The organism is Paenibacillus sp. 2TAB23 (assembly GCF_052115165.1).
In the GTDB taxonomy this organism is placed as follows: domain Bacteria; phylum Bacillota; class Bacilli; order Paenibacillales; family Paenibacillaceae; genus Pristimantibacillus.
Window position 1 is genome coordinate 241,690 of sequence record NZ_JBFRGD010000009.1, and the last position, 25,713, is coordinate 267,402.

The following is a 25,713-nucleotide window of genomic DNA, read 5'->3' on the forward strand; positions in this document are numbered from 1 at the left end:
TCGTAATCATCCTATTCCAAGGAACTTACGGAAGCGCTTGAACGCTCCCGCCTTCTCATCAAGCAGCATGAGCGGAACCATATCGCCTAAGATGCGGCGCGCAATATTCCGGTAGGCGATAGCGGCACGCGAAGCCGGGTTCATAACCGTCGGCTCTCCGCTGTTTGCGGCAGAAATTACTTTTTCGTCATCGGGCACAATGCCCACAAGATCAACAGCCAGCACTTGACAGATTTCATCAATGTCTAGCATTTCGCCCGTTTTCATCATGTTTTGGCGAATGCGGTTAATAATCAGCTTGCTTGGTATTTTCTCTTGTTCGAGGAGTCCGATTACTCGGTCGGCGTCACGTACGGCAGCATTCTCCGGAGTTGTAATCACGATGGCGCGGTCTGCCCCTGCAATTGCGTTCCGAAAGCCATGCTCGATGCCGGCCGGACAATCGATGATAACGTAGTCATGGTCCTTCTTGAGTTCCAATATCATATTTCTAACCTGCTCTGGCGTAACGGAGTCCTTATCCTTCGTCTGTGCAGCAGGCAGCATATATAACTCATCAAAACGCTTGTCTTTGACGAGTGCTTGATTCAATCTGCAACGGCCCTCGGCAACGTCTACCAAGTCGTAAATAATCCGGTTCTCCAGCCCCATGACCACGTCTAGGTTGCGAAGTCCGATATCGGTATCCACCATGCATACTTTCTTGCCAAGCAAAGCTAGCGCGGTACCCAGGTTTGCCGAGGTCGTCGTCTTGCCGACGCCGCCTTTACCTGATGTTACAACAATCGCTTCTCCCATATTCTACACTCCCTTAAACATGATAGGATTATGCCGTATGCGGAATAATTGCGCTAGCTTATCGATTTGCATTCTGCCTTCGCTTAAGAAGGCGAACTCCATTGAAGCATCGCCGGTCATCCATTCCTCTGGCGGTCTGCTGATTATATCCGCAATGCGAAGCTGGGTCGGCTTCATGAGCGAAGTCGCGATAATGACGTCAGTTCTTCCTCCGATACCCGCATGCGCCGTGCCGCGTAAAGCGCCCAGCACATAAATGTCACCTGTGCACATCAAAGTGCCGCCTGGATTCAAATCGCCGATTAAAAGTAAATCCCCGTCATGCTCATAGGTTTGTCCCGAACGAATGATAGACGTAAGCACCTGAAGATTCGGCTGATCCCCTTGCAGTAAATCAACCTTCAGCGCATCTGACTCAACGGATTGGACCATCAAATTTCCTTGTGACCGAATCACGCTTTTGATTCGATCCTTGTCATCATCCGATATTTGCCTTGAGCCGAGCTTTACGTGTACATGTACGAGCGGGCCTGTGAGCAGCTGTTGATGCGTCTTCTCCAGCTTGTATTGCAATTCATCAAGTAGCGTCGCGAATTCACATTTATCGTCGAGAAGGAACACGAGACCTTCTTTTACACCTTTTATAATTATATGCTGCTTATCGGTCACGTTCGTCCCTCCCCAACCTAATGGATTCTTGATGCGACTAACAAAATCCTGCCTGCACCATTATTTTATTCATCATCCTTCTCCGCCTTTACGCCAGTCTGGCCTTCAAACAACTTTCTTGCCGGCACGTAGCAGGCAAGCGCGAACGCAAGCTGAAGAAACAGGCTTGGAAGAATATGATCGATAAGTGCCCATGCATAGCTTTCATTCGTAATTCGAAACACGCTGTATACAAAATAAATAACGCTGTCGTAAAGAAGGCATGCGAAGCCGATAATCGAAATCGCCATCATAATCGTGGAACGGCGGCGCTCAAGTAGAACGCCTGTGAAATATCCCATAAGACCCATAATAAAAGCGTTAATGCCGAGTAAATGACCAAAATAAACGATATCCTGCAGCATGCCGAAGCTGACGCCAAGCAGCAAGGCTAGATGACGGCGACTATAAAGTCCCGAAAAAATGACCATGACGAAAACGAAGTGAGGAATGATCCGATGTCCGAAGCCCGCTGGAACAATCCACGGAATTACCGCTCCCTCTATGACGAAAAGGAGAATCATTAGCAGGATGATTCGGTTCATGCTCATTGATCGGCAGCCTCCAGTTCAGGCACCTGAACGACAAACACCTCGGTCAAGTGGTCAAAGCTGGCTGCCAGTTCGACCGATGCCGTGTATGTAAGTCCGAAATCGCCTAGCTGCTTAGATTCCAACGTACCGACAACCAGCCCTCTTGGATACACACCGCCCAAACCCGAGGTGATTACGGTATCCTGAATGGTCATTTTATCCGTCTCTGCGATTTTGGTCATGAGAAGCCTCGACGTTTCCTTGTTATAGCTGCTCAATATGCCGAAAGATTCATCCTCGCGCCCCATGATCGTTACCGCAATCAGATTGAATGTCGGTGAAGATTCATCAAGCTCCGTAATCGGAGTCACAGCCGCAGTGTATGGCGTAACCGAACTTACCAAGCCGATCAGCCCTTTAATTGTCGTGACAGCCATATTCGGCTTAATGCCGTTTTTGGAGCCCAGATTGATGGTCAACGTCCGATTGTTAGCGTCATTGCTGACAGAGATAACCTGCGCGATTAAATAATTATATTTATTCATTTGCTTCTGGGCTTCTGTGAAATCTAGCTCTTCTTGTAGGCGCTTATTCTCTTTTTCTACGAAATTGTAATTGATCTTCTCGCGAGCGTAGGCAGCTGCCGTAAGACGAAGCCGCTCATTCTCCTCATAGATTGTACGGAGATTGCCGATATCCTCAAAGAAGCCCGCTATAGAACCAGCGGGCTTGTAAAACCATTGCTGCACGTATGCTGCCGTATCCTTCAAAAACTTCTCCGGCCATGATAATTCCTTACGGTCACTTAGCGAAAAACCGATGACCGCTATGCACAATATAAATCCGATCATAAGCATAGACATACGCTTATTTCGCATCAGCTTAAACAGCTCAATCACCTGCCCATTTCATATCCGTATCCCAGCGGACCTCATTTAGCGTCTCGAACGAGATGCTGAGCTTCTTGCTTTGAAGAGATGAATATTATCAAGCGAGCGGCCTGTGCCAATCGCTACGCAGTCCAGCGGATTGTCCGCAACGATAACCGGCATGCCTGTTTCCCGCTGCAGCAACTTGTCCAGGTTGCGCAGCAAGGCGCCGCCGCCCGTAAGCACGATTCCGCGATCCATAATATCGGCAGACAGCTCCGGCGGACACTTCTCAAGCGTAACTTTCACAGCGTCAACGATCGCATTAACCGTATCTGCCAATGCCTCTGTAATTTCATCGGATGTAATAGCCAGCGTCTTAGGCAAGCCCGATACAAGATCGCGTCCGCGAATCTCAATCGTCTCAGGCTTCTCAAACGGAAGCGCTGAGCCAATCTCCATCTTGAGCTGCTCCGCGGTGCGTTCGCCAATCATAAGATTGTATTGCCGCTTGATGTATTGCGTAACCGCCTCATCCATTTCATCGCCCGCCACGCGAATGGAACGCGCGGTAACGATGCCTCCCAAGGAAATGACCGCTACTTCTGTCGTACCGCCGCCAATATCGACAACCATACTGCCTGTCGGCTCCCATACCGGCAAATCAGCGCCGATTGCAGCTGCGAAAGGCTCCTCGATTGTATAAGCCTCACGAGCTCCCGCTTGCTTGGTTGCATCCTCTACGGCCCGTTTTTCTACCGCTGTAATGCCTGAAGGCACACAAACCATTACGTTTGGATGACGAGGGAATAAAGAGCGCTGCTTCTGTGCTTGACGAATAAAATATTTAATCATCGTTGCTGTCGTTTCGAAATCGGCGATTACGCCGTCTTTCATTGGACGAACAGCGCGGATGTTGCCTGGCGTTCTACCGATCATTTTTTTGGCTTGCTCGCCAACTGCTTCGATTGTTTTTGTATCCGTACGAAGGGCCACTACGGAAGGCTCCCTTACGACGATTCCCTTGCCTTTGACGAATACCAACGTATTTGCAGTACCTAAATCAATACCTAAATCTTTCGAAAAACCACCAAACATGTTGTTGCTCCCTTCTAATTGCCACATCACTTTATTATATTACATATGTCCTTGTTCCTTCAAACTTACGAATCTTCCGTCGCCGATTACGAGATGATCAAGTACTTCTATTCCAACTAGCTGGCCGGCCTCCGCCAAGCGCCGCGTTAATGCGATATCCTCCGGGCTAGGCGTCGGATCTCCGCTTGGGTGATTATGAATGCAAATAATAGATGCGCTGCTGCGAGAGATGGCTGCGCGAAATACTTCACGGGGATGAACAAGCGATGCATTGAGCGTACCAACAGACAAGGTTTCGCGTCCAATGATGTGATTTTTGGTATTTAAAAACAAGCATACGAAGTGCTCCTTCTTCAAATATCGAAGATCCTCCATCACATAATCCGCTGCATCCTTGGGGTTGCGAACGATAATCGCTTCGCCCATTTGACTCCGTGAAATTCTTTTGCCAAGCTCCATTCCCGCACGAAGCTGAATCGCTTTGGCTGGACCAATTCCGCGAATGGACGTCATCTCTTCCATGCTCATATCCATCAGGTTACGCAAGCTGCCGCATTGTTTTAATATCGTCCCCGCCAGATGCACGGCGGATTGACGCTGCGTACCTGTGCGGAGCAATATGGCTAACAATTCGGTATGGCTAAGTGCTTCTGCCCCATATTTCATCATGCGCTCTCTCGGACGTTCTTCATGGGGGACATCACGCAAAATCATCGGTTGCGGCAACATGTCCCAATCCCGCCTTCTCCATATTGGTTTGTTTATAGCCTGCCTAGATTTTGAAAAAAAATCCGAGCCACGTTACTAAAACATCCTTTAGATTACTGTGATATCAAAGGAGGCCAGCATGTCGGACAATAGCGACAACGGCAGCCCTACAACGTTGAAATAGCAGCCATCAATGTGGTCAACCATCGTAGCACCCAAGCCCTGAATTCCGTATGAGCCCGCCTTATCGAGCGGCTCGCCGGTTGCCACGTATCTTTTGATCTGATCCTCGGTAAGGGACTTCATCGTGACCTTCGTCATGCGATGCGCAACAACAGCATCAGAAGTAGAAGAAACGACGAGCGCGACACCTGTAAACACCTCATGGGTTCGCCCTTGAAGGCGCCGCAGCATCGACATGGCTTCTTCCTCATCGGCTGGCTTGCCGAGCACATCACCATCAAGGACCACAATGGTGTCGGCGCCAATAATTAAAGACGATAGAGCCTGTTGCTTTTGTTGCAGCATTGGAATCGCGGCTTTTGCTTTTCTAAGACTAAGCGCCTCCACGGCCTGCGCCGGAGACCAGCCTGCTTCGATCGTTTCATCCGTATCCGTAGACAAAATATAAACCGGCAAAGAAAGGTCCAGCGATGCGACCAGTTCTTTCCGGCGCGGTGACGAAGAGGCCAGGACGAGCTGGCTGAACGCTTCGTTGCGTAATTGGTTATGAGCCATCAAATTATTGCTTCTCCTTCATGCTTTCCTTAAGCGGTCAATGGCCGTCTCTCTACATTTTGCGGTACAACCATATTGCAATTACAGCCCCAATTAAGCTGAACAAACTGAATTGCAGATGAAGCGCTAGGTTGAAACTGAGCACATATAGATCAATGGCGGGTGACCATGAAGCCTCAATTGGTTTGGTTAGAAAAGATAGGCCTGGAACGGGGGCCAGCCACCGCGCGACTAATGCGCCGGCTAATAAGCCAAGAATGATAAAAATGAGAAGGATCCAGCCGTTTTTCTTCATCTTTCAACGCCTCTCGCCATGAAATGACACCTAAGACCATTATACGCATGAACCTATTCGTTTACAATGCGCTGATGGACTCAAACCATTCTTTCTGAGCGATGACTGCACGCATAATTCCAGTTTGCGAAGTCCATAAGTGAGCTTGTGAGGGCTTCTTATCATACTCTACCATCGATTTTGCAGCCGAATTAACAGCTTGAATGATCTGCTCCAGATAGGCCTTTCCATCCGCGTCACCTATACCTATTCGCATCGCTGCCGCATTTTCGGTCCATTCCTTATGCTCTGCCTGCCAGGAGCTTGCTGCCGTTTTACTCAAAGGACCCAGCGTAGGCTGCTCCAATTGAGCCAATGTCAATTCATCCAGCATTTGGACGAGTATGCCAGTCTGTTCAAAGAAGCGCTGTGCGACAGCGGAATCACCTGTGAATGGCAGCTTGCCAGGGGTAGCGATCGTTACTTCTTTGACGTACAATTCAATCTCCGGCAGCAATCCCTTGATTGCTTCTGCCTGCTTGCGGTCGCTCCCCAATCCTGCATAGACTCGGTAATCCTTAGCGCTCGTCATAGTCGCCGCCGCCAAACCTTTCTTAGCAAGCTGATCAAGCGCGGCATCCTTACCCTCTGTATTGCTGAAAACGCCGAACTGCAGCATGAAATAAGTTTGCTCCAGCCCTGTCAGGCTGACTGTGGCAGCCGTGCTGCCTTGCTGCTCCCCAGAGCCATCCACCGCTGCCGGTTTAGACGCATCATTATTTTTGTCGTTTGCCCCGATCTCCGATCCTTCATCACCGACTGCCGCACTGCCAGTGACCGGTTGAGCATCCGGCTTATTGCCTGCTTCGCTAGGAAAAAGGCTAGCCCCTGTAAATAAGGACAGCAGCAAATAACCAAATAACGCTCCCGTTGCAAGCGCTGCTGCTACCGACAAAAAGACATTAAACCATGAAGGTGCAGACGAACCTCTCTTCATTCTCGAGTATTGCGCTTTTCCTCTACGCGGCTCCTCGTATATTCGCTCTTCTTCATGAGACTGAATATTTTCCAGCTCCTCATAAATGGGGAAATCCACTTCTTCATCTATGGCTTTTTTTTCTTTTTTCACCAAATATAGCTCGTCTCTGTACGGGTCTTCTTTTTCTATTTTCTCGTTAGGCGGTATAACTGCTTGTTTGATTGGTTTCACATTGTTAGCTGCCGGCACGGTATCCGCGTTCCGAATTAGCTCCTCCAGAGCGGCGATATCCTCCTGAAAAGGGCTGTTCCAAGGGCTGACCTCGCTCATAGAATGCTGTTCCGTGGTTGGGTACAGGGGAATTACGTTCTTTTTAGGCAATCTATTAACCTGAGAAGCTGTGCTGCCTGCCTCATCGGGTTTGTTCACAGAGACATCCCGCTGCTTCTCGAGGCTGTTGCCATCTCCCATTACAGCTTGTCCATTGCGATCAAAACGATAGGTGATTCGATTTTTTTGCGTCATTCCATCCACTCCTTGTCCCTTTCATCTCGTATCATTCTATGAGAGTTTTACGAGATTTAGACCGAGCTGAGCATGGCAAGTAAATGGCTGCTGAACCGCGGGATTCAAAAAGCCCGATGACTCCTTTAAGGAATCATCGGGCTTTTATCGTTTATTGACTCGACTTCAAAGATTTGGCCAGCAAATCCGCTACTTTCCAAATATCGCCTGCTCCCATTGTAATAACGAGGTCACCAGGCACGACGCGTGCTGTCAAATATTCAAGCACTTCTTCCTTTGTCGGCAAATAAGTGGTGTTAGAGTTGCTGTTGCTTTTGATAAGCTCTACAAGCTTAAGCGAGGTCACACCCTCTATTTGAAGCTCGCCAGCCGGCGAGTAAATGTCGGTAATTATGACTTCATCCGCCTCCGGAAAAGCACGGCTAAACTGCTCAAACAAGAAGAAGGTACGGGTATATCGCTGTGGCTGAAATACAGCAATGATGCGTTTACCCGTTGCTTTTGCCGCGCTGATTGTCGCTTTGATTTCCGTAGGGTGATGGGCATAATCATCGATAACCAAAATATCGTTGATTTCGCCAAGCACCTGAAATCTGCGCTTAGCTCCTCTGAAGGATTGGATGGCCACTGCAATCTTGTCGAAAGAAAGGCCCGATTCCAAGCAAGTGATAACCGTTGCCATAGCATTATACACATTGTGCAAGCCTGGGACGGACAGCTCAACCTTGCCAAGCTCCGCTCCTTTGTACGTCATCGTGAAGGCTACCTTACGGTCTCCGAGCACAATGTTCTGGGCTTTATAATCCGCATCTCCGTCAATGCCGTAGGTAACAAGCTGCGCTTTGTCAATATCGCCTTTGTATACCTGCGGGATCAGTTCGTTAACCGTCTCGTCATCCGCGCATACAATCGCTTTTCCGTCCGTTTTCACCTGCTGCAAAAATTGCACGTAAGCCGCCTTAAGCTTGCCGAAGTCGCCGTCATAGTTTTCTAGATGATCGGGCTCGATATTCGTCACAATAGCGAGCGTCGGATGGTAGTGAAGGAAGGAGCCGTCACTCTCATCCGCTTCTGCTACGACATATTCGCCCTTTCCTGCTTTTGCGTTTGTGCCTACGTTGACGATTTCACCGCCAATAATGTAGGTTGGATCTGCATCGCAGGACTCCATCACGAGTGCGATCATCGAAGAAGTCGTTGTTTTCCCATGGGCGCCGGCTACCGCAATGCCTTTGCCTGCATTCATCAATCTAGCCAGCATCTGCGAGCGGTGCAGTACAGGAATGTTAAGCTCCTCGGCTGCCTTCCGTTCAACGTTGTCCTTCGACAACGCCGTGGAATACACAACCAAATCCGCACCCTTCACATGCTCAGGCTGATGACCGATATAGATGCTGGCACCACCAGCTGCAAGCTTCTCTGTTAATTCTTGCTTTGCGACATCGGACCCGGTCACCTTATAGCCCATTTCCAGCATAACGCGGGCAATGGCACTCATTCCGTAACCGCCGATTCCGATGAAATGAACGTGTTCTGCCGTATTCAAAGACGGTTCACCAACCTTTTTCAGAATCCGAGTTGTACAAAATGCGGGAGCGAACGTCGGCGATTAAATAGAGCGTGCCTGTTACGACCCCAAGGTCTGTTTCCCCGGTTAACTGTTGTAGTTTTTGTAATGCTGCTTGCCAGTTCTGTTCCACTACAAGCTCGAATGCATGCTCTTCTGGCAGTTGCTGGCGCATTTCCTGCACCAATTCAGCCAAAGCAGCCGCATCCTTTTTCATCCGAAAATCAGGCTCGGTCAAGATAAGCGTATCCACTATTGGTAGTATATGCTTAAGTACATCCTGATGATTCTTATTCTCCAGCATACCCATCATAAGATGTAAACGATCATATTGATAAGTGTTTTTGAGCGCCTCCACTAACGCTTGCGCGCCTTCTGGATTGTGCGCTCCGTCAATTAAGAGACGCGGCTGCTCCGAAAGCATTTCCAGTCGGCCTGGCCACGCTGCCGCTTTGAGCCCTTCACCAAGCACCTCGTCCTCTACCACCAGAGCGTTATATTGGCGGAGCACCTCAAGCGTCATTACAGCTACTGCCGCATTTGTGCGTTGATGTGCGCCGTTTAACGTAATCGTCAAAGGCTCGATGCTGCGGAAAAGATTATTGAAGCGGAAGGTTTGTTCGTTCTCACGCGCCGACAGCGTCTCAACGTGAAACTGCTCGCCCAGCAAATAAAGCGTGCTTTTTTTCTCGGCTGCCGTGCGTTTGATCACCTCAATCGCCTCAGGTTGCTCGACCGCGCTAATGACCGGTATGCCGGCTTTAATAATGCCAGCCTTCTCGCTCGCCACAGCCTCAATCGTATTCCCCAGACGGTCCATATGGTCATGTCCGATGTTTGTAATGACCGTAACGACAGGCTGAACGATATTGGTCACATCAAGGCGTCCGCCAAGGCCTGTTTCCCAGACAACGTAATCAGGATACGTAACCTTCGCGTAGTAGAGAATAGCAAGCGCAGTCGACACCTCGAACATCGTTGGCGAGCCAAGCTCCGTATCTGCAAGCTCCTCAACGATCGGCTTCAGCTCATTCGCAAGCCTAAGCAGCGTTTCTTCGTCGATATCGACGCCGTTGTACTGAAACCGATTCGTGAATTTGGTAATGTAAGGCGACGTGAACGTACCTACGTCATAACCCGCACGCAGCAGCACGTTAGTCAAAAAAGCACATGTCGAGCCTTTGCCGTTCGTGCCTGCGATATGGATGAACTTCAGCCTGCGATGCGGATTACCCAGCAGCTCCATCAGCTTTTCGATCCGTTCCAAGCCCGGACGTATGCCGAATGGTATTAGGCCATTAATCCAATCCACGGCTTCCTTATAGGATTGCAGCGGCTCTGAGAGCCGCTGCTCAAATGGTTGATTCGTCATTCCAATCGTTCCTTCTTCCGTTTCGCAGCGTTAACCGCGCAGCTCCGCAATTCTTGCCAGCACCTTGTCGCGTTTGTCTGCATAATCATTCATTTTGGCACGCTCTTCGTCAATGACCTTGGCTGGCGCCTTCGCGACAAAACCTTCGTTGCCAAGCTTCTTCTCAATACGCTCAACCTCAGCATTCAAATGCTGATGCTCCTTCTCAAGCCTTGCAATTTCCTGCTCGATATCGATCAGTCCTGCGAGCGGCAGGTAAAGCTCTGCGCCTGTCAGAATCGCAGTCATCGCTTTGTCCGGCGCACTGATATGCAAGCCCGTTTCAAGGCTTGACGTACCGCAGAAGCGCTTAATGAATTCTTCATTGCGGGTCATAATAGCAGCTTCCGCCTCGCTGGACGGCTTGATCAGCATCTCGATTTTTTTGCTCATCGGCACATTTACTTCAGCTCGGATGTTGCGGACTGCACGGATCATCTCCATCAGCAGTTCCATTTCCTTAACGGCATCCGGCGCTTCTAGGGCAGTGTCGTACACCGGCCATTCGGCCAATGTGATCGTATCGCCAATATGCGGAAGATGCTGCCAAATTTCTTCGCTGATATAAGGCATGAACGGGTGAATAAGGCGCTGCGTGCGATCCAGAACGTAAGCAAGTACCGACTGCGTCGCTTTTTTGGCAGCTTCATCCGTGCCGTAGAGGCTGAGCTTTGCGAATTCGATATACCAATCGCATAGATCATCCCAAATAAAGTTATATAGGATACGTCCGGTTTCGCCGAACTCATAGCTTTCAATTAAGCGGGTTACATCGCGAACGGTCTCATTCAAGCGATGCAGAATCCAGCGGTCCGCTGTGCCAAGACTTACCTTGATGTCGATGTCGGCCGCTTCCACGCCCTCCAGGTTCATTAAGGCGAAGCGCGATGCGTTCCATATTTTGTTCGCGAAATTACGAGCCTGTTCTACCTTCTCCCAGCGGAAGCGCAGATCCTGTCCCGGCGTGCTGCTTGTAGAGATCATGTACCGCATTGCATCTGCGCCGTACTTTTCGATAACCTCAAGCGGGTCAACGCCGTTGCCTTTCGACTTCGACATCTTCTGGCCATCCGAATCGCGAACGAGACCGTGGATCAATACGTCCTTAAACGGTGATTCCTCCGTAAATTCGAGCGCCGTAAAGATCATGCGCGCAACCCAGAAGTAGATAATATCATAGCCCGTTACGAGTACATCTGTTGGATAAAAGCGTTTCAGGTCCTCGGTTTGATCCGGCCAGCCGAGCGTAGAGAACGGCCAAAGCGCTGAACTGAACCATGTATCGAGCACGTCGTTGTCCTGGCTAAGATGCTCGCCTGCCATATCCTCGCGGGACACATGCATTTCGCCAGTCGACTCGTCATACCAGGCCGGGATGCGATGACCCCACCATAGCTGCCTCGATATACACCAATCGCGTACGTTTTCGATCCAGTGCAAATAAATTTTCTCGAACCGTTCCGGTACGAAGTTCACGCCTTTTCCAGCCTTCTGGGCAGCAATCGCTGCTTCAGCGAGCGGTTTCATCGCAACGAACCATTGCGTGGACAGATACGGCTCGACAACGGCGCCGCTGCGCTCGCTGTGTCCCACCTGATGCACATGGTCTTCGATATGGACGCATACGCCTTGCTCCTGCAGATCCTTAACGAGCTGCTTGCGGCAATCAGCCCGGTCAAGTCCTTGGTAAGGGCCAGCTTCGGCGTTCATCGTGCCAGTCTCATCCATTACGATAATCTGAGGAAGGTTGTGGCGCTCTCCCATCTCGAAGTCGTTCGGATCATGTGCCGGCGTAATTTTCACGGCACCTGAGCCGAATTCCTTATCCACGTACTCATCGGCAATAATTGGAATCTCGCGTCCGATGACCGGAAGCACGATCAATTGTCCAATCATATGCTTATAGCGTTCATCCTCGGGATGAACGGCTACTGCAGTATCGCCAAGCATCGTCTCTGGACGCGTCGTTGCTACCGTAATGAAGCCCGATCCGTCTTTGAGCGGGTACTTCAAATGGTACAGATGACCGTTTACTTCCTTATGCTCAACTTCAATATCGGAAAGCGCCGTGCGTGCGGCCGGGTCCCAGTTGATAATTTTTTTGCCGCGATAAATAAGCCCTTTCTCGTACAGCTTTACGAAAACTTCGCGTACAGCCTTGGACAAGCCTTCATCCAGCGTGAAACGTTCTCTCGAATAATCGAGGGAGAGTCCCATCTTCGCCCATTGGTCGCGAATGGTGTTCGCATACTCATCCTTCCACTCCCATACCTTCTCCAAGAACGCCTCTCGACCTAGATCATAACGAGACACGCCTTGCTCGCGCAGCTTCTGCTCTACTCTTGTCTGCGTGGCGATGCCTGCGTGATCCGTGCCTGGCAGCCATAGTGCATCGTAACCTTGCATCCGCTTCGTTCTAATCAAAATATCCTGCAGCGTGAAATCTAGCGCATGACCGATATGAAGCATGCCCGTTACGTTTGGAGGCGGGATAACAATTGTATACGTCTCCGCATCCGGGCGTTTGCCCGCCTCAAAAAATTTCCCCTGCATCCAGTAATCGTACCATTTCTGCTCAGCTGCCTTCGGATCATAGGTTGTTGGCATTGCAGTTGTCGTTTGATTTTCAGACATTCGTTCCATCCTCCATAAATCGATCTACAAAAACAAAAAAAACCTGTCGCCCTCAACATAAAGGACGAAAGGTTTAGCTTCCGTGGTACCACCTTTGTTCCACGCGAACGAAATCCGCATGGCACTCAAACAGATAACGGCTGTAGCCGGCCTGAATTCGGTAGGGCACAGGTTGCACCTACTTGGCTCAGGCAACTCCGGGGCGACTCGTAGCAGTCACTTCCTGCGGAACCTCTCAGCGTAACGGTTCCACTCTCTGAAGGCTTTGCTGTCTACTATTCCCCTTCAATGTCGTTATAACGCATATATAGCTTTAATCATACCTTTCTTACACAGCTGAGTCAACCAAACGAACGCAAGAAATGCCCTTATCGCTCATTTTTTTGAGCAACAAGGGCATTTCCGCCAAGCAACGCATTATGGAATATACAATAGCTGTCCTTCTGACACTCCTGAATCTTCCAATCGGTTGTAAATGACGATTTCTCTCGGGTTTAAGCTGTAGCGAGATGCAATGACGTCAAGCGTCTCGTCGCGCTGAACGATGCACATCCTGATTTTGCGGAATTCTGTATCCTCCGATCGTTTCCCGAGGAACAGGTTTTTCCATTCAATCTCGTCACCTGATGCTTGAACCCTTGCTTCCTCATCCGCCCGCTGCTGTGCAACCACCTGCTCGGCTGCCTCACGGGCCGCTTGCTCGCGCCTGCTTGTTTGCAGCAAGGTCAGTATTCCGACGTCCGGCGGCGCGCCAGTCCCGTCTTGAGGCTGCTTGCCATTGAAAGCGATTCGCAGCTCTTGCTTTTCAGCTTCGGGCTCGATTCGCTGCACAGGCAATACGGCTTCGATCGGCTCGGATGAAGCTTCCGGCTCTTCTGCTTCTTCCGCCTCTGCTTCTTCCGCTGCGTATGCGATGTGTTCTTGCTCCGATGCCTCTGCTTCTTCCGCTATGAATGCAATTCGTTCTTGCTCTGAGGCCTCGGCAGGTTCTTCAACCGGCTGAGCAAAGCCTGCGTTCGAATTCGCATACGTGGATGAAGTAGTAAGCCAGCCTTCGCTTGCGAATTGCTGCGAGGCTAACGTTATTTCCCGTTCATTCTCCGCCGGTCCGGCATCTTCTTCTGTCTGTTGCGTCACATCCGCAAACAGCTGCGAGGTGCTCCAGCCAGTATCTGAAGCAACGGAAGAAATGGTAACAATCGCCTCCGATTCATCCGCCAACTCTTCCTGCTGTTGATAGGCAATCTCCTCTTGCCTGCCATATGGATCTTCTGCTGGTATGTACGGCGTATCAATCGCCGCATTCTGTCCATCATACGCTTCTGGAACGCGCTCCTCGTACATTTCACGTTGATGCACAACGGTGAACGGTTCCTCGCGCCAGATTTCCTCCTGCTCCAACACAGGCTGGGCAGAGATGCCCCGCAGCGATAATACGCCTGTAATGTTCAGCGTTCGCGCTGACAATAAATCCACGTCGAAATTATCGATCTCGATTGAAATGTCATCCAGCCGCGATATCCGGTTCATTGGCAGCGTAATTTCAACCGGTATCAAGTGCTCAAGCGTGAGTGAATTCTCGGAATCGGTTTGACTCCGATATACTCCGCTCAGAAGAAGCTGTCCTCTAAGCACAGCATGATCCCCCTGGTCGATAACCTGTATGCGGGGAACTAGCTCAATTTCCTCCAGCTCGTCAATTGCCGCAACATCATCGGGCAAATGGACGCGCTCATACACGTCAAAGCGTAATCCGTTCGTTTGATCCGACACGCTAAAGTCCTCCCCTCTCCTACTGAATGCTTGGTCTAACTTTACATTCACTACTTATCTATATGGTAGGAGAAGCTGGAGCATGACTATCATTTTGATCGTGGCGACATCTTTCCCGACAGCTGAGCCAGCCACTGCGGCCATGGGGAAGCGATTTCCAAAGCCTTGTCCGTCCATGGGTGGGCGAATACCAGCTTTTCCCCATGAAGCGCTTGATGGTCCAGCAAACGGGAATCACCGCCGTACAAGCTGTCACCGACCAGAGGATGACCGATGTGGCTAAGATGGACACGTATTTGATGCGTGCGTCCCGTTTCCAGCTTCACGCGGATCATCGACATATCGGCATTCGCGGCAATCACCTCATAATGGCTAATCGCCGCATCACCTTGATCCGATACTCGCCTTCTTGAACGGTGATGCCTGTCTTTGCCAATCGGCGCGTCGATCTTTCCCTCGGCCTTGGTCATCTGCCCATGCACAACCGCTATATAATGCCTGTCAATCTGCTTTGCCCGCATGGCTTCGTCAAGTTTCCACTGTGCCAAATCGTTTTTGGCATATAGAACAGGACCGGATGTATCGTCATCAAGTCTGTGGATATGGCGAACATTTAACGGATCGCCTTGCGCCAGAAGATGCCTGGCCGCTGCATCATCCAATGTGCCAGCTTGTCCTGGAGACGAACCATGAACAGCCATTCCTACAGGCTTGTCAAAGACGATACAAAACTCATCCTCGTAAAGCACCATAGGCAATTTCTCGTCCGAATTCACACGGATATTTCGATAGACGGCATCACTTTGCGGATCTACCGGAGGAAACGCGAGCAGTTGAAGCACATCGCCCTCCCAGCGAATCCCGCCGACTGAAAACAACCGATTAACCCACTTCTGCGGAAAAAAGGAATGGGCCAGCAGCCACTGCCGCACGATGTGCGGATGACTGCCAGCCCGTGGCTGTGACAGCTCCGGCGTTGCCGCCGGACTCTTCTCCGAAGGGGAATCATTGGCTGGAGCAGCGGCTATGGCTTGAAGAGCCGCATCGTCCAGCTCAAGCCACTTGCCGTTTCTCTTAATATGACCACCGATCATTCCCGTTCCTCCTATTCATAAACCTTCATAAACCTATAAACGACCTAATGCGACATGATGCGCCTCGATCGTAGCGTCGATATCCTCATCGGTATGAACGGCGGATACAAACATCCCTTCGAATTGGGAAGGAGCCACGCTAACGCCCAGATCAAGCATCGAAGCAAAATAAGCCTTGAATCTTTCCAGATCCGATGTTTTGGCAGACTCGAAATTGATAACCGTCGTCTCGGTGAAGAACGGACATACCATGGAGCCCACACGATTAATTGTGCTTGGAATGCCATGCTTGCGAGCGTTCGATTCAAAGCCAAGCTGAAGTCTAACGGCTTGACGCTCCAGCAGCTCATAAACCTGCGGTGTCAGCAAGCTTAGCGTCGCATGGCCTGCAGCCATCGCAAGCGGGTTGCCCGACAGCGTACCTGCTTGATAGATGGGTCCGCTAGGCGCAATCAGTTCCATCAACTCACGTTTGCCGCCGTATGCGCCAACAGGCAAGCCACCGCCGATCACCTTGCCGAAGCAGGTCAAATCCGGCTTAATATCGTAAAGTCCCTGCGCACAGCTATAGCCTACGCGGAAACCGGTCATAACCTCGTCAAAAATGAGCACGGTGCCGTATTGGTTCGTAACGTCGCGCAGTCCCTGCAGAAAACCTGGCAATGGAGGGACAACTCCCATATTGCCGGCAACGGGTTCTACGATAACACAGGCGATCTCTTCACCGAATTTTTCAAAAGCCAGCTTTACTGATTCGATATCATTGTAGGGAACTGTAATCGTATGAGAAGCGACATGCTCCGGAACTCCCGGACTGTCAGGCAGACCGAGAGTCGCAACTCCCGACCCGGCTTTGATTAGCAAGCTGTCCGAATGACCGTGGTAGGAGCCCTCGAATTTCAAGATTTTGCTGCGCTTCGTGTAGCCCCGAGCAAGTCTAATTGCACTCATCGTAGCTTCCGTGCCGGAGTTAACCATACGGACGATATCAACGGAGGGCACCCGTTCGCAAACGAGCTCAGCCATGATCGTCTCCAGCTCGGTAGGAGCACCAAAGCTCGTCCCCTTCTCTGCTGTCCGCTTAATCGCTTCAATGACTTCAGGGTGAGCATGCCCCATAATGAGCGGCCCCCAAGAAGCCACATAGTCAATATAGCTGTTGCCATCGATATCATAAATGCGGCTTCCCTGTCCGCGCTCCATATAGACAGGATTTAAGCCTACCGACTTGAATGCCCGTACGGGGCTGTTCACTCCGCCGGGAATGACCTTCTTCGCTCTTGCGAAAGCCTCTACCGAGCGTGAGTCATTTCTTAGGTTCGACTTTTCACTCATCTGCTTATACCTCTCCCTTCAACCAGCGTGCCGCATCCTTTGCATGATACGTAATGATTAGATCCGCACCTGCTCGCTTCATCCCAAGCAGCGTCTCAAGCACGATCGATTTCTCGTCGATCCAGCCATTGGCTGCAGCTGCTTTGACCATTGAATATTCTGCGCTTACGTTATACGCGACAACAGGCAAATGATATTTATCCTTAAGCTGCCTCACGATGTCCAAATAAGCCAAAGCCGGCTTAACCATGAGCATGTCGGCACCTTCCGCAATATCGGTCTCCGCTTCACGCAGCGCCTCGCGCCCGTTCGCCGGATCCATTTGATACGTTTTGCGGTCTCCGAATTGAGGCGCAGAATGGGCAGCATCACGGAACGGTCCATAATACGCTGACGAAAACTTCACGGAATAGGACATTATCGGCACATCGCTGAAGCCGGCATCATCAAGACCTTGACGAATCGCCAGCACAAAGCCGTCCATCATATTCGATGGCGCAATAATATCGGCGCCAGCTTCCGCTTGAGATACTGCTGTCTGTACAAGCAGATCCAATGAGGAATCGTTATCGACCTCCGCAATGCCCGACTCTTCATGCACATGCACGATGCCGCAATGGCCATGATCGGTAAATTGGCACAAGCATGTATCGGCAACGACAACAAGCTCCGGCGCCCATTCTTTTACAGCACGGATCGCTTGTTGAACAATACCGTCTGAAGCATAAGCAGAGGTACCTAGAGCATCCTTATGCTCCGGCAGGCCAAACAGCAGTACGGATTGAATGCCAGTGGCAACGACATCGCGAATTTCATCCTCCAATAGATCCATGGAAAGATGATAAACACCGGGCATGGACGGAATCTCTTCCTTGATGTTCGTTCCGTGCGTTACAAAAATCGGATATATGAAATCATGAACGCTCAATGCCGTTTCTCTAACGAGATTTCTAAGCGCTTGCGATTTGCGCAATCTGCGGTTTCTTACTGTTGGAAAATGTAACATTTATATTTCCTCCCTTGCCTTTTCGGCTAGCTGGCTTTGCTGATAATCGACGATTGCTTGAAGCAAGCCGTCCAGCGTGGCCGCTTCGGGCTCAATTGTAACGACTAAACCAGCTTCCAGCGCGGTTTTGGTCGTGATCGGTCCTATGCTTGCAATGGGTATGCCCGCAAGCAAGGCCACCGGATCAGCAACGCCTTTACGTTTCAGAAGCTCCAGCAGATTCGTTACGGTCGATGAGCTCGTGAACGTAATCATATGAATTTCCTTCTCCAGAATCCACTCAAGTGCAAGCTCGTCCTGCTGTTCAGCAAGCACCGTCTCGTAAACGTCAATTTCTGTAGGAACAAGGCCCATTGCTTTCAGCTCCATTGGCAGCACTTCGCGAGCGAGATCGCCTCGCGGCAGCAGCACTCGTTCGCCCGCCTTGAGCTGCGGCTTTAGCTGCTCAAGCAGCCCCTCCGCGTAAAACTTCATTGGAAGCACCTCTGCGATAAGTCCATGCTCAGCGAGTGCTGCTGCCGTCTTCGGACCTACTGCTGCGATTTTGGCACCAAAAAACCTGCGTATGTCGATTCTGAATTTACGAAGCCAGCTTAAAAAATAGTTAACGCCGTTCACGCTTGTAAACATCAACCAATCATATTGCTCTGCCAGATCCAGCTTATCTCGTAAAACCTCAACCGCTTCGGGAGACGAAGGCTCAATTGTCTCAATAACGGGAAATTCGCAAGGCTCGCCGCCCAGCGTTTCAATCTGATCCGCAAGCTCGCTTGCCTGCGCTCTTGCCCTCGTGACGAGTACCCGCAAGCCAAACAACGGTTTGTTCTCATACCATTTAAGCTTCTCCCGCTGCAATACAACTTCGCCAACTACGATTACGGCTGGTGGCTGGAAGTTGGCCGCTTTGACGATCCCCTCGATCGTCTCAAGCGTTCCGACCACCGTTCGCTGCTCCACTCTCGTACCCCAGCGAACGAGCGCTACCGGCGTTTCAGGAGGCTTGCCGTGCTTAATAAGCTGATCAGCAATATATCCGATCTTGGCTACGCCCATCAAAAAAATAAGCGTACCGGTTGCATTAGTTACTTTATCCCAATGAATGGAGCGATCAAGCTTGTCCGGACTTTCATGCCCCGTAATGATGGAGAGGGAGGAAGCGAAATCCCGATGGGTAACCGGAATGCCCGCGTAAGCAGGGACGGCAATCGCAGAGGTGATGCCCGGGATGATTTCAAATTCGATTCCGTTATCATAAAGCAGCTCCGCTTCTTCTCCGACACGCCCGAATATGGTTGGGTCGCCGCCCTTAAGACGCGTTACGACCTTGCCCTGCAGCGCCAAGTCCACGAGCAGCTGATTGATTTCCTCTTGCTTCATGGTGTGGCGGTCAGGCAGCTTACCAACGTATATTCGCTCAGTGCCCGGCTTAACGTAGCGCAGCAATCTTGGGCTCGCCAAGCGGTCGTAAACGACCACGTCGCATTCCTTCAAGCATTGCAGTCCGCGCACTGTGATCAGCTTAGGATCTCCCGGTCCCGCACCAACCAAGTAAACCTTCCCCTTATCCAATTCCGTCATCCTCCGATTTCAGCTAATATACGATCTGCGCCGCGTGCAATGAGTGCGGCTGCGACGTCCTTGCCGAGCTGCTCAGGATCAGATCCTTGCATAACTTCCTTAAGCAAGACAGCGCCGTCAGGCGAGCCAACCATACCGGTCATGATCAAATTATAGGTCCCGGATTGGCCCTCCAGCTCTTCACCTCTCATGCAATATGCACCAATCGGAACTTGGCAGCCGCCGTTCAATGAGCCCAGAAAGCTGCGTTCCGCCCTGACAGTCAGCTCCGTTTCGCTATCATTGAGCAATGAAAGCAGCTCACGAATTTGCGCATCCGTCTCGCGGCATTCAATGCCTAGCGCACCTTGCCCAACTGCCGGCAGGCATACATCAACTGGGATATTCGCCGATATGCGGTCCTGCCAGCCCATTCGCGTCAGACCAGCGGAAGCAAGCACGACCGCGTCGAAGCCTTCCGTCTCCAGCTTGCGAATGCGGGAGTCGATATTGCCGCGAATGGACTCCAATTGCAAATCAGGTCTCGCATGCTTGAGCTGGCATGAGCGTCGCAAGCTGCTCGTACCAACGCGAGCGCCCAGCGGCAAAGCATCCAGACCTCCACCCTCTCGCGTTACCAAGCAATCTCTAGGATCTACCCGCTTAGGAATCGCGCCGTTCATCAAGCCTTCCGGCAGCTCATACGGCATATCCTTCATGCTGTGTACAGCCAAATCAATTTCCCCGTCAACAAGTGCTTGTTCAATTTCTTTCACAAACAAGCCTTTGCCGCCAACCTTCGATAGCGTTACATCTAGAATGCGATCACCCTTTGTTACGATCTTCTTCACTTCAAACGTATAATCAAAGCCGTGCTTCTCGCTGATCCGCGCCAGCTCGTCAATGACCTGCCCTGTTTGCGTCAATGCCAGCGCGCTTTGCCTTGTCCCTACGACGATGACACGTTTTCCCTGCTTGCCTGCTTCCATTATGTATGCCTCCTGTCTGTACGATGAAGAAGTCTAATCAGCCATTCATCGATGTTCCTATCGTATCTTTTGTGCCTGGCAGCATCTTCAGCCGCAAGCTTCAGTATATTCTGTCTTTTTTGTTCATCCTCAACTTCGCGGACTACTCGTTCCCGCAAGCGCCGCAGCGCGGCGCTTATTTCTTCGTACTCTGCTCCATAATGCGCCTCTAGCTCCTGTTTAATATGCTGAGACAAAGCGGGACTTGCCCCTGAGGCCGTAACCGCAAACAGCAAGTCCCCTCTTCGCAGTGTAGACGGAGATATAAAGGAGCCTTTGCCCGCCTCATCCGCCGTATTTACCCATATCCCCATGCGCTCGGCTGCAGCGGCAGCTTCCGTATTTAGACGCTTATCGTCGGTTGCCGCAAATAACAGCCGGGTTCCTTCGAGATCTCCCGCTTCATAGGCACGCAAGCAGCAATGAATGGTTCCATCGGCTGCTAGAGCAGCAATTCGCGGCGTTACGTCTGGACTAATGATCCAAACATCATCCGCTCCAGCATTTAATAAGCCTAGAAGCTTGCGTTCAGCAATCCTGCCGCCACCGATTATCAAGCAGCGGCGGCCTTTAAGCTGCAGGAACACCGGATAAAATCCATTCATCGAAGCCAGTCTCCTCCTTAACCGCTTGATTATAGGTTCGGTCAGTGGAATGAAGAGAAATAATTTGAAAATAAATTCAACAGCAGCAAGCCGAAGGAAAAAATATACAAACGGGCCAATTGAAGTCCCGGCCGCTTCAGCATCGCTCTCTGATAAACATAAATCCCATATACGATTAATGTTCCGAAGGAAGAAAGCACCTTCCAATCGAGCAATAGCGCTGCTCGTCCTTCGACGAGCAATGAGGTCACAGCGATAGCAAGCGACATGGCAAGCAACGGAACACCTATAATGACTGCACGATCGCCATAACGCTCCATTAGATCGAGACTGGGCAGCCTGCGCACAAAGTTCGTCCAACGCTTTCTTTTCAATTGGTTGTGAAGAAATAAATACATGCCTGCAAATAATGCACCGATCGTCAGAGCAGCATACGCGCACAATACTAAGCTGATATGAATATAGAGCAGCTCTCTCGTTGTTTTCCAAAGCTCAAGCGACTCTCCACTGCCTGGATTGCTGTAGAGATTTAATGCCAACACAGCAAAACCAACAACGTTGACGAAAAATACGATGAAATCAATTTTGAAAAACCGATTGATCACGATCGACGTCGTAACAAGAAGCCAAGAAAACCCCAGCCAATACTCAAACGCCGTGACCGCTGTCATTTGAAGATGCATGACAACCCGAGATATTAAATATCCCGTCTGTAATACCCAAACAAAAATAAGCAGCCCTGTACCCATCCGTTTCGCTCTCTGACTCGCATTCATAAAGTCGGAGAAGTAAAACAGCAGGCTCAGGGCGTAGATATAAAGTATCGCATCATATAAAAAGTTTTGCGTCACCATAGCTCCTCCACCTTGCAGCCCTCTACCTTGTAATAGGTGCTAATACTGCCGCAGCCGCATGGGGTTGAACCTTTTTCTTTTGTGCTGCAGCGACAGTATCTGTTGCCGCTTCAAGCTCGGCTTGACGCGTTTTTTCAAGTTCATTCTCTAGTGCAAACAATTTGACGAACATGTCCATCGCCTCATCAGCACGTTTCTCGCCGGCCATTTCCTTAATGCGCAGAATCGGATCCTGCATCATTTGGTTCACGATGCTCTTCGTAAGCTTGCGGATAACCTTCAGCTCATGCTCGCCTAGATCTGGCAGCTTGTTGGTCAGGCTGTTCATCGTTTCCTCGTGAATGCCAGCCGCCTTCGTTTGCAAGGAGCGGATTAACGGAACGACGCCTAACGTTTTGTACCATTGCTCGAACAATTCGATTTCCTCTGTTATCATGGCTTCGATCTTCGCCGCCTCCTGGCGCCGATGCTCCAGGTTGCTCTCCACGATTCCTTCCAGATCATCGATATCATACAAAAAGACGTTCTCTACTGCCGCTATCGAAGGATCGAGGTCGCGCGGAACCGCAATATCGATCATAAAGAGAGGCTTCGACTTCCTGCGCTGCATAGCAGCTGCAACCTGCTGCCGTGTCAGAACGTAACCGTCTGAGCCGGTTGAGCTGATAATAATATCCGCTTCATGCAGCCTATCGGCGGCTTCCTCCATCGACCAAGCAACGCCGTTGAACTTATCGGCTAGTTGTGTCGCTCTCTCATACGTCCGGTTTACAACTACGACTCGCTCGGCACCGTTCGCGTACAAATGCTTAGCCGTAAGCTCGCCCGTTTCGCCGGCACCGACAACCATAACCGTCTTTTTGTTGAATTGACCAAAGATCCGCTTGCCAAGCTCCACCGCTGCGTAGCTGACAGATACCGCCGATTCTCCGATTGACGTTTCGGAATGAGCCCGCTTAGCCATCGTCACCGCTTGCTTGAACAACATATTAAATACGGTTCCCGTCGTCTTCTGCTGCTGAGCAAGCAAGAATGCATTCTTTACTTGTCCCAGAATTTGAGTCTCTCCGATTACCATGGAATCCAGACCGCTTGTCACACGAAACAGGTGGTCGATCGCTTTCTCATCCTCGTACATATATAAATGGTTAGTGAAATGCTCCCGCGGGAGCTTGAACCACTTTTCCATAAAGCTGCGAATGTAATGCCCGCATAGATGATGCCTATCTACTACCGCATAAAGCTCCGTACGGTTGCAGGTCGCTACTATGACACATTCCATTATGCTTTGTGTCTGAATAAGCTGGGATACTGCTTCGGGTAAATCCCGTTCCGCAAATGCAAATTGCTCTCTTACTTCCACGGGAGCTGTTCTGTAATTCAGTCCTACTGCGATAATGTGCATGCGCGGTCTCCTGCCTCCTTCTCTTGTGCGTATAAGCCACTGATGTTATCGCTAATTATAGCATAGTTCGTTATTCAGATAATGTTCATTTATGAATAATATTTGAAAACTACAGACTCATTATTCCCTATTCATACAAAGAAATAACCATGGATATTCTCCATGGTTATCTCGCTATGATTAATAAGTTTTAAAGCTCTTAAACGAGCTCAGTTTGTTTCATTTGTGGCTCTTCCACTTGCAGTTCGCCCATACCGCGCACAAGCTTCTTAGCATAAGTCGCTTTTGGCTTCAATACAGCGAGCATGTAGTCGATCGCAAGCTGAGGATCTACAGTTTCACCGCAGGTATAACAGTCTAATGCAGCAAAGCCTCTCTCTGGATACGTATGAATCGAGAGGTGACTCTCCGACAACAGCACGAGTACAGTTGCGCCTTGAGGATCGAATTGTTTTGCTTGAACCGACAATACAGTAGCACCACATGCTTCAGCAGCCTCTACCATGTGTGATTGCAAAAATTCTGCGCTGTTAAGTAGATCAAAGTCTACACCCCAAGTATCAACAGCAACGTGTCTTCCGAAAGTTGAGTATTCCATCTTCCGGTTCCCCCTTCCTAGGAATAAAATGTTTGAAAAATTTCATCCGCTAGGACCTACGTCATTCACTTCTCGAGGGATTAATCTCTCGCAACATAACTATGTCCTGAGTGAATCCTGGTTCCTATTATTATCTTCAACAATCTTTTCAACGAGAATAAAAATAACATCTATCCGAGATAAATGCAATAGTTTTTTTCAGAAAGCTGCAAAGCGCCATTCTGCGTACCCCGTTCTCAATGTATGACATCGGAACTTGTCCCGCAACAGTATGCGGCTTACCCTGCCATATTATTTTTCGTGTCAGCTTCGCTGTAGACGGAAATGTGATCAACCTTGCCAGAAGACTTCGTAATGGCGAACTTCAATTGATATTGTTTATTGACCTCATACGTATAGATCGTATCTGAGCCGTTGACCGTCTTCTCTTCTGACGTGCCAAGCGCAACTTCAAGATCCTTAAGCGAGATGCGCTTCAGCTTAGGCGAGTATGATCTCACATCAAACACGACCATTCCTTTGTTATATCCGAACGTAACACCTTTGTCCTTATAGGTCGCATATATGCCTTTACCTGCTGATTCATTCGAATCAGGCTTTCCCCAAGCCTTCTCGATATCATCGAAAAGAGAATCATGAGCCGCATAATCGCTTCCCTCAACCTTGCCTTCCTTGGCAAGGTTATAGATTGTCTCGATTAATTCGCCAATCTCAGCGCTGCTATCTGCCGCTTCACCATGATTATCGCCAGACTGCTCAGGCTCCTTTGTAGGCTCTAAGGTAGGCTCTGTGCTTGGCTCAGTTGTAGCCTCGCTGTCAGGCTGCTTGCTTGGCATCTCCGATGCCGGCGGCGGCGTCGGGTCCATATTGTCATCGCTGCTGCATGCCGTCAATGATAAAGCAATCGCAAACGATATGCCGATTGCGAATTGTTTGAACCGCTTCGTTTGATTCATCGTTGTTCATCTCCTAAGTTATGTCTATTTATGCGGGCTTAGTTTCCCTTACCTTGCTACTAACTGCAAAAAAGGATAAAATGTTGCACCTCATGCAAACAAAAAGTTGGAAAACACACCTGCGTGCTTTCATCACACGCATTAGGGTTACCAGGCTGCTGTTAGAGCATATTGGTGCGTACAGCTCCCCTTCAACCTCACTCCTACGCCAATCTGACTCCATAAGAACGCATGTGTGCTTACAGATCACTCATTAGGGTTACTTGGCTGCTGTTAGAGCATATAGGTGCTTACAGCTTCCCTCCACTCTCACCCCTACGCCAATCTGCCTCCATAAGAACGCATGTGTGCTTACAGCTCACTCAATAGGGTTACTTGGCTGCTGTTAGAGCATATAGGTGCTTACAGCTTCCTTCACTCTCACCCCTACGCCAATCTGACTCCATAAGCACGCATGTGTGCTTACAGCTTCCCTTCACTCTCACCCCTACGCCAATCTGTCTTCATAAGCACGCATGTGTGCTTACAGATCACTCAATAGGGTTACTTGGCTGCTGTTAGAACATATAGGTGCTTACAGCTACCCTTCAACCTCACTCCTACGCCAATCTGACTCCATAAGAACGCATGTGTGCTTACAGCTCATTCAATAGGGTTACT

23 protein-coding genes and 1 other annotated feature are annotated in these 25,713 nt (G+C 50.1%); all 23 genes read right to left on the reverse strand.

All coding sequences use genetic code 11. From position 1 onward, the window contains the following. Positions 1 to 6: 6 nt before the first annotated feature. Complete coding sequence (minD, locus tag AB4Z29_RS15470; protein ID WP_183557669.1) at positions 7 to 798, reverse strand: septum site-determining protein MinD; 792 nt, start codon at positions 796 to 798, stop codon at positions 7 to 9. A 3-nt stretch (positions 799 to 801) separates the two neighbouring features. Then, positions 802 to 1,467, reverse strand: coding sequence for a septum site-determining protein MinC (locus AB4Z29_RS15475; protein ID WP_441943930.1), 666 nt, complete (start codon positions 1,465 to 1,467; stop codon positions 802 to 804). Between the two features lie 65 nt (positions 1,468 to 1,532). After that, positions 1,533 to 2,057: a rod shape-determining protein MreD gene (gene mreD / locus AB4Z29_RS15480; RefSeq protein ID WP_441943931.1), complete on the reverse strand. Its 525-nt coding sequence runs from the start codon at positions 2,055 to 2,057 to the stop codon at positions 1,533 to 1,535. Continuing rightward, positions 2,054 to 2,917 carry a rod shape-determining protein MreC gene (gene mreC, locus AB4Z29_RS15485; RefSeq protein WP_441943932.1) on the reverse strand — a complete coding sequence of 288 codons (864 nt, stop codon included), beginning with the start codon at positions 2,915 to 2,917 and terminating at the stop codon, positions 2,054 to 2,056. The genes mreD and mreC overlap by 4 nt, the downstream gene beginning before the upstream one ends. Before the next feature lie 57 nt (positions 2,918 to 2,974). Continuing rightward, the gene (locus AB4Z29_RS15490; protein WP_183557656.1) at positions 2,975 to 4,006 is read right to left on the reverse strand and encodes a rod shape-determining protein; all 1,032 of its coding nucleotides are present in this window, start codon (positions 4,004 to 4,006) and stop codon (positions 2,975 to 2,977) included. Between the two features lie 39 nt (positions 4,007 to 4,045). Continuing rightward, a complete protein-coding gene (gene radC, locus AB4Z29_RS15495; protein WP_441943933.1) occupies positions 4,046 to 4,735 on the reverse strand; it encodes a RadC family protein in 690 nt (229 codons plus the stop codon). An 87-nt stretch (positions 4,736 to 4,822) separates the two neighbouring features. Continuing rightward, positions 4,823 to 5,452, reverse strand: a complete 630-nt coding sequence (locus tag AB4Z29_RS15500; protein ID WP_441943954.1) for a Maf family protein — start codon at positions 5,450 to 5,452, stop codon at positions 4,823 to 4,825. A 52-nt stretch (positions 5,453 to 5,504) separates the two neighbouring features. Then, positions 5,505 to 5,747 carry a DUF4321 domain-containing protein gene (locus AB4Z29_RS15505; protein ID WP_441943934.1) on the reverse strand — a complete coding sequence of 81 codons (243 nt, stop codon included), beginning with the start codon at positions 5,745 to 5,747 and terminating at the stop codon, positions 5,505 to 5,507. 61 nt (positions 5,748 to 5,808) lie between these two features. Beyond that, positions 5,809 to 7,230 carry an SPOR domain-containing protein gene (locus tag AB4Z29_RS15510; protein WP_441943935.1) on the reverse strand — a complete coding sequence of 474 codons (1,422 nt, stop codon included), beginning with the start codon at positions 7,228 to 7,230 and terminating at the stop codon, positions 5,809 to 5,811. Between the two features lie 151 nt (positions 7,231 to 7,381). After that, on the reverse strand, positions 7,382 to 8,776 hold the full coding sequence (gene murC, locus AB4Z29_RS15515; RefSeq protein WP_441943936.1) for a UDP-N-acetylmuramate--L-alanine ligase: 1,395 nt from the start codon (positions 8,774 to 8,776) through the stop codon (positions 7,382 to 7,384). A gap of 7 nt (positions 8,777 to 8,783) precedes the next feature. Further along, entirely contained in the window at positions 8,784 to 10,169 is a 1,386-nt protein-coding gene (locus AB4Z29_RS15520; RefSeq protein WP_441943937.1) for a bifunctional folylpolyglutamate synthase/dihydrofolate synthase, read from the reverse strand. Positions 10,170 to 10,199: 30 nt separating this feature from the next. Continuing rightward, complete coding sequence (locus tag AB4Z29_RS15525; RefSeq protein ID WP_441943938.1) at positions 10,200 to 12,842, reverse strand: valine--tRNA ligase; 2,643 nt, start codon at positions 12,840 to 12,842, stop codon at positions 10,200 to 10,202. A gap of 57 nt (positions 12,843 to 12,899) precedes the next feature. Next, positions 12,900 to 13,140: a binding site (T-box leader), on the reverse strand. A gap of 119 nt (positions 13,141 to 13,259) precedes the next feature. After that, entirely contained in the window at positions 13,260 to 14,615 is a 1,356-nt protein-coding gene (locus tag AB4Z29_RS15530; protein ID WP_441943939.1) for a LysM peptidoglycan-binding domain-containing protein, read from the reverse strand. An 89-nt stretch (positions 14,616 to 14,704) separates the two neighbouring features. Then, positions 14,705 to 15,709 (reverse strand): RluA family pseudouridine synthase, encoded by a 1,005-nt coding sequence (locus tag AB4Z29_RS15535; protein WP_441943940.1) that lies wholly within the window; start codon positions 15,707 to 15,709, stop codon positions 14,705 to 14,707. A 33-nt stretch (positions 15,710 to 15,742) separates the two neighbouring features. After that, positions 15,743 to 17,044 carry a glutamate-1-semialdehyde 2,1-aminomutase gene (gene hemL / locus AB4Z29_RS15540; protein ID WP_441943941.1) on the reverse strand — a complete coding sequence of 434 codons (1,302 nt, stop codon included), beginning with the start codon at positions 17,042 to 17,044 and terminating at the stop codon, positions 15,743 to 15,745. A gap of 4 nt (positions 17,045 to 17,048) precedes the next feature. Beyond that, positions 17,049 to 18,050, reverse strand: coding sequence for a porphobilinogen synthase (gene hemB, locus AB4Z29_RS15545; RefSeq protein WP_441943942.1), 1,002 nt, complete (start codon positions 18,048 to 18,050; stop codon positions 17,049 to 17,051). Further along, positions 18,051 to 19,628, reverse strand: coding sequence for a uroporphyrinogen-III C-methyltransferase (cobA, locus tag AB4Z29_RS15550; protein ID WP_441943943.1), 1,578 nt, complete (start codon positions 19,626 to 19,628; stop codon positions 18,051 to 18,053). It abuts the gene before it with no gap. Beyond that, positions 19,625 to 20,596 (reverse strand): hydroxymethylbilane synthase, encoded by a 972-nt coding sequence (gene hemC / locus AB4Z29_RS15555; protein ID WP_441943944.1) that lies wholly within the window; start codon positions 20,594 to 20,596, stop codon positions 19,625 to 19,627. The genes cobA and hemC overlap by 4 nt, the downstream gene beginning before the upstream one ends. Beyond that, positions 20,596 to 21,240 carry a precorrin-2 dehydrogenase/sirohydrochlorin ferrochelatase family protein gene (locus tag AB4Z29_RS15560; protein WP_441943945.1) on the reverse strand — a complete coding sequence of 215 codons (645 nt, stop codon included), beginning with the start codon at positions 21,238 to 21,240 and terminating at the stop codon, positions 20,596 to 20,598. Before AB4Z29_RS15560 ends, hemC begins: the two co-directional genes overlap by 1 nt. A 41-nt stretch (positions 21,241 to 21,281) precedes the next feature. Then, on the reverse strand, positions 21,282 to 22,094 hold the full coding sequence (locus AB4Z29_RS15565; protein WP_441943946.1) for a cytochrome C assembly family protein: 813 nt from the start codon (positions 22,092 to 22,094) through the stop codon (positions 21,282 to 21,284). Between the two features lie 22 nt (positions 22,095 to 22,116). Further along, the gene (gene hemA / locus AB4Z29_RS15570; RefSeq protein WP_441943947.1) at positions 22,117 to 23,499 is read right to left on the reverse strand and encodes a glutamyl-tRNA reductase; all 1,383 of its coding nucleotides are present in this window, start codon (positions 23,497 to 23,499) and stop codon (positions 22,117 to 22,119) included. 199 nt (positions 23,500 to 23,698) lie between these two features. Continuing rightward, the gene (speD, locus tag AB4Z29_RS15575) at positions 23,699 to 24,097 is read right to left on the reverse strand and encodes an adenosylmethionine decarboxylase (protein ID WP_138752416.1); all 399 of its coding nucleotides are present in this window, start codon (positions 24,095 to 24,097) and stop codon (positions 23,699 to 23,701) included. Between the two features lie 278 nt (positions 24,098 to 24,375). After that, positions 24,376 to 25,053, reverse strand: a complete 678-nt coding sequence (locus AB4Z29_RS15580; RefSeq protein WP_441943948.1) for a DUF4309 domain-containing protein — start codon at positions 25,051 to 25,053, stop codon at positions 24,376 to 24,378. Positions 25,054 to 25,713: the final 660 nt, after the last annotated feature.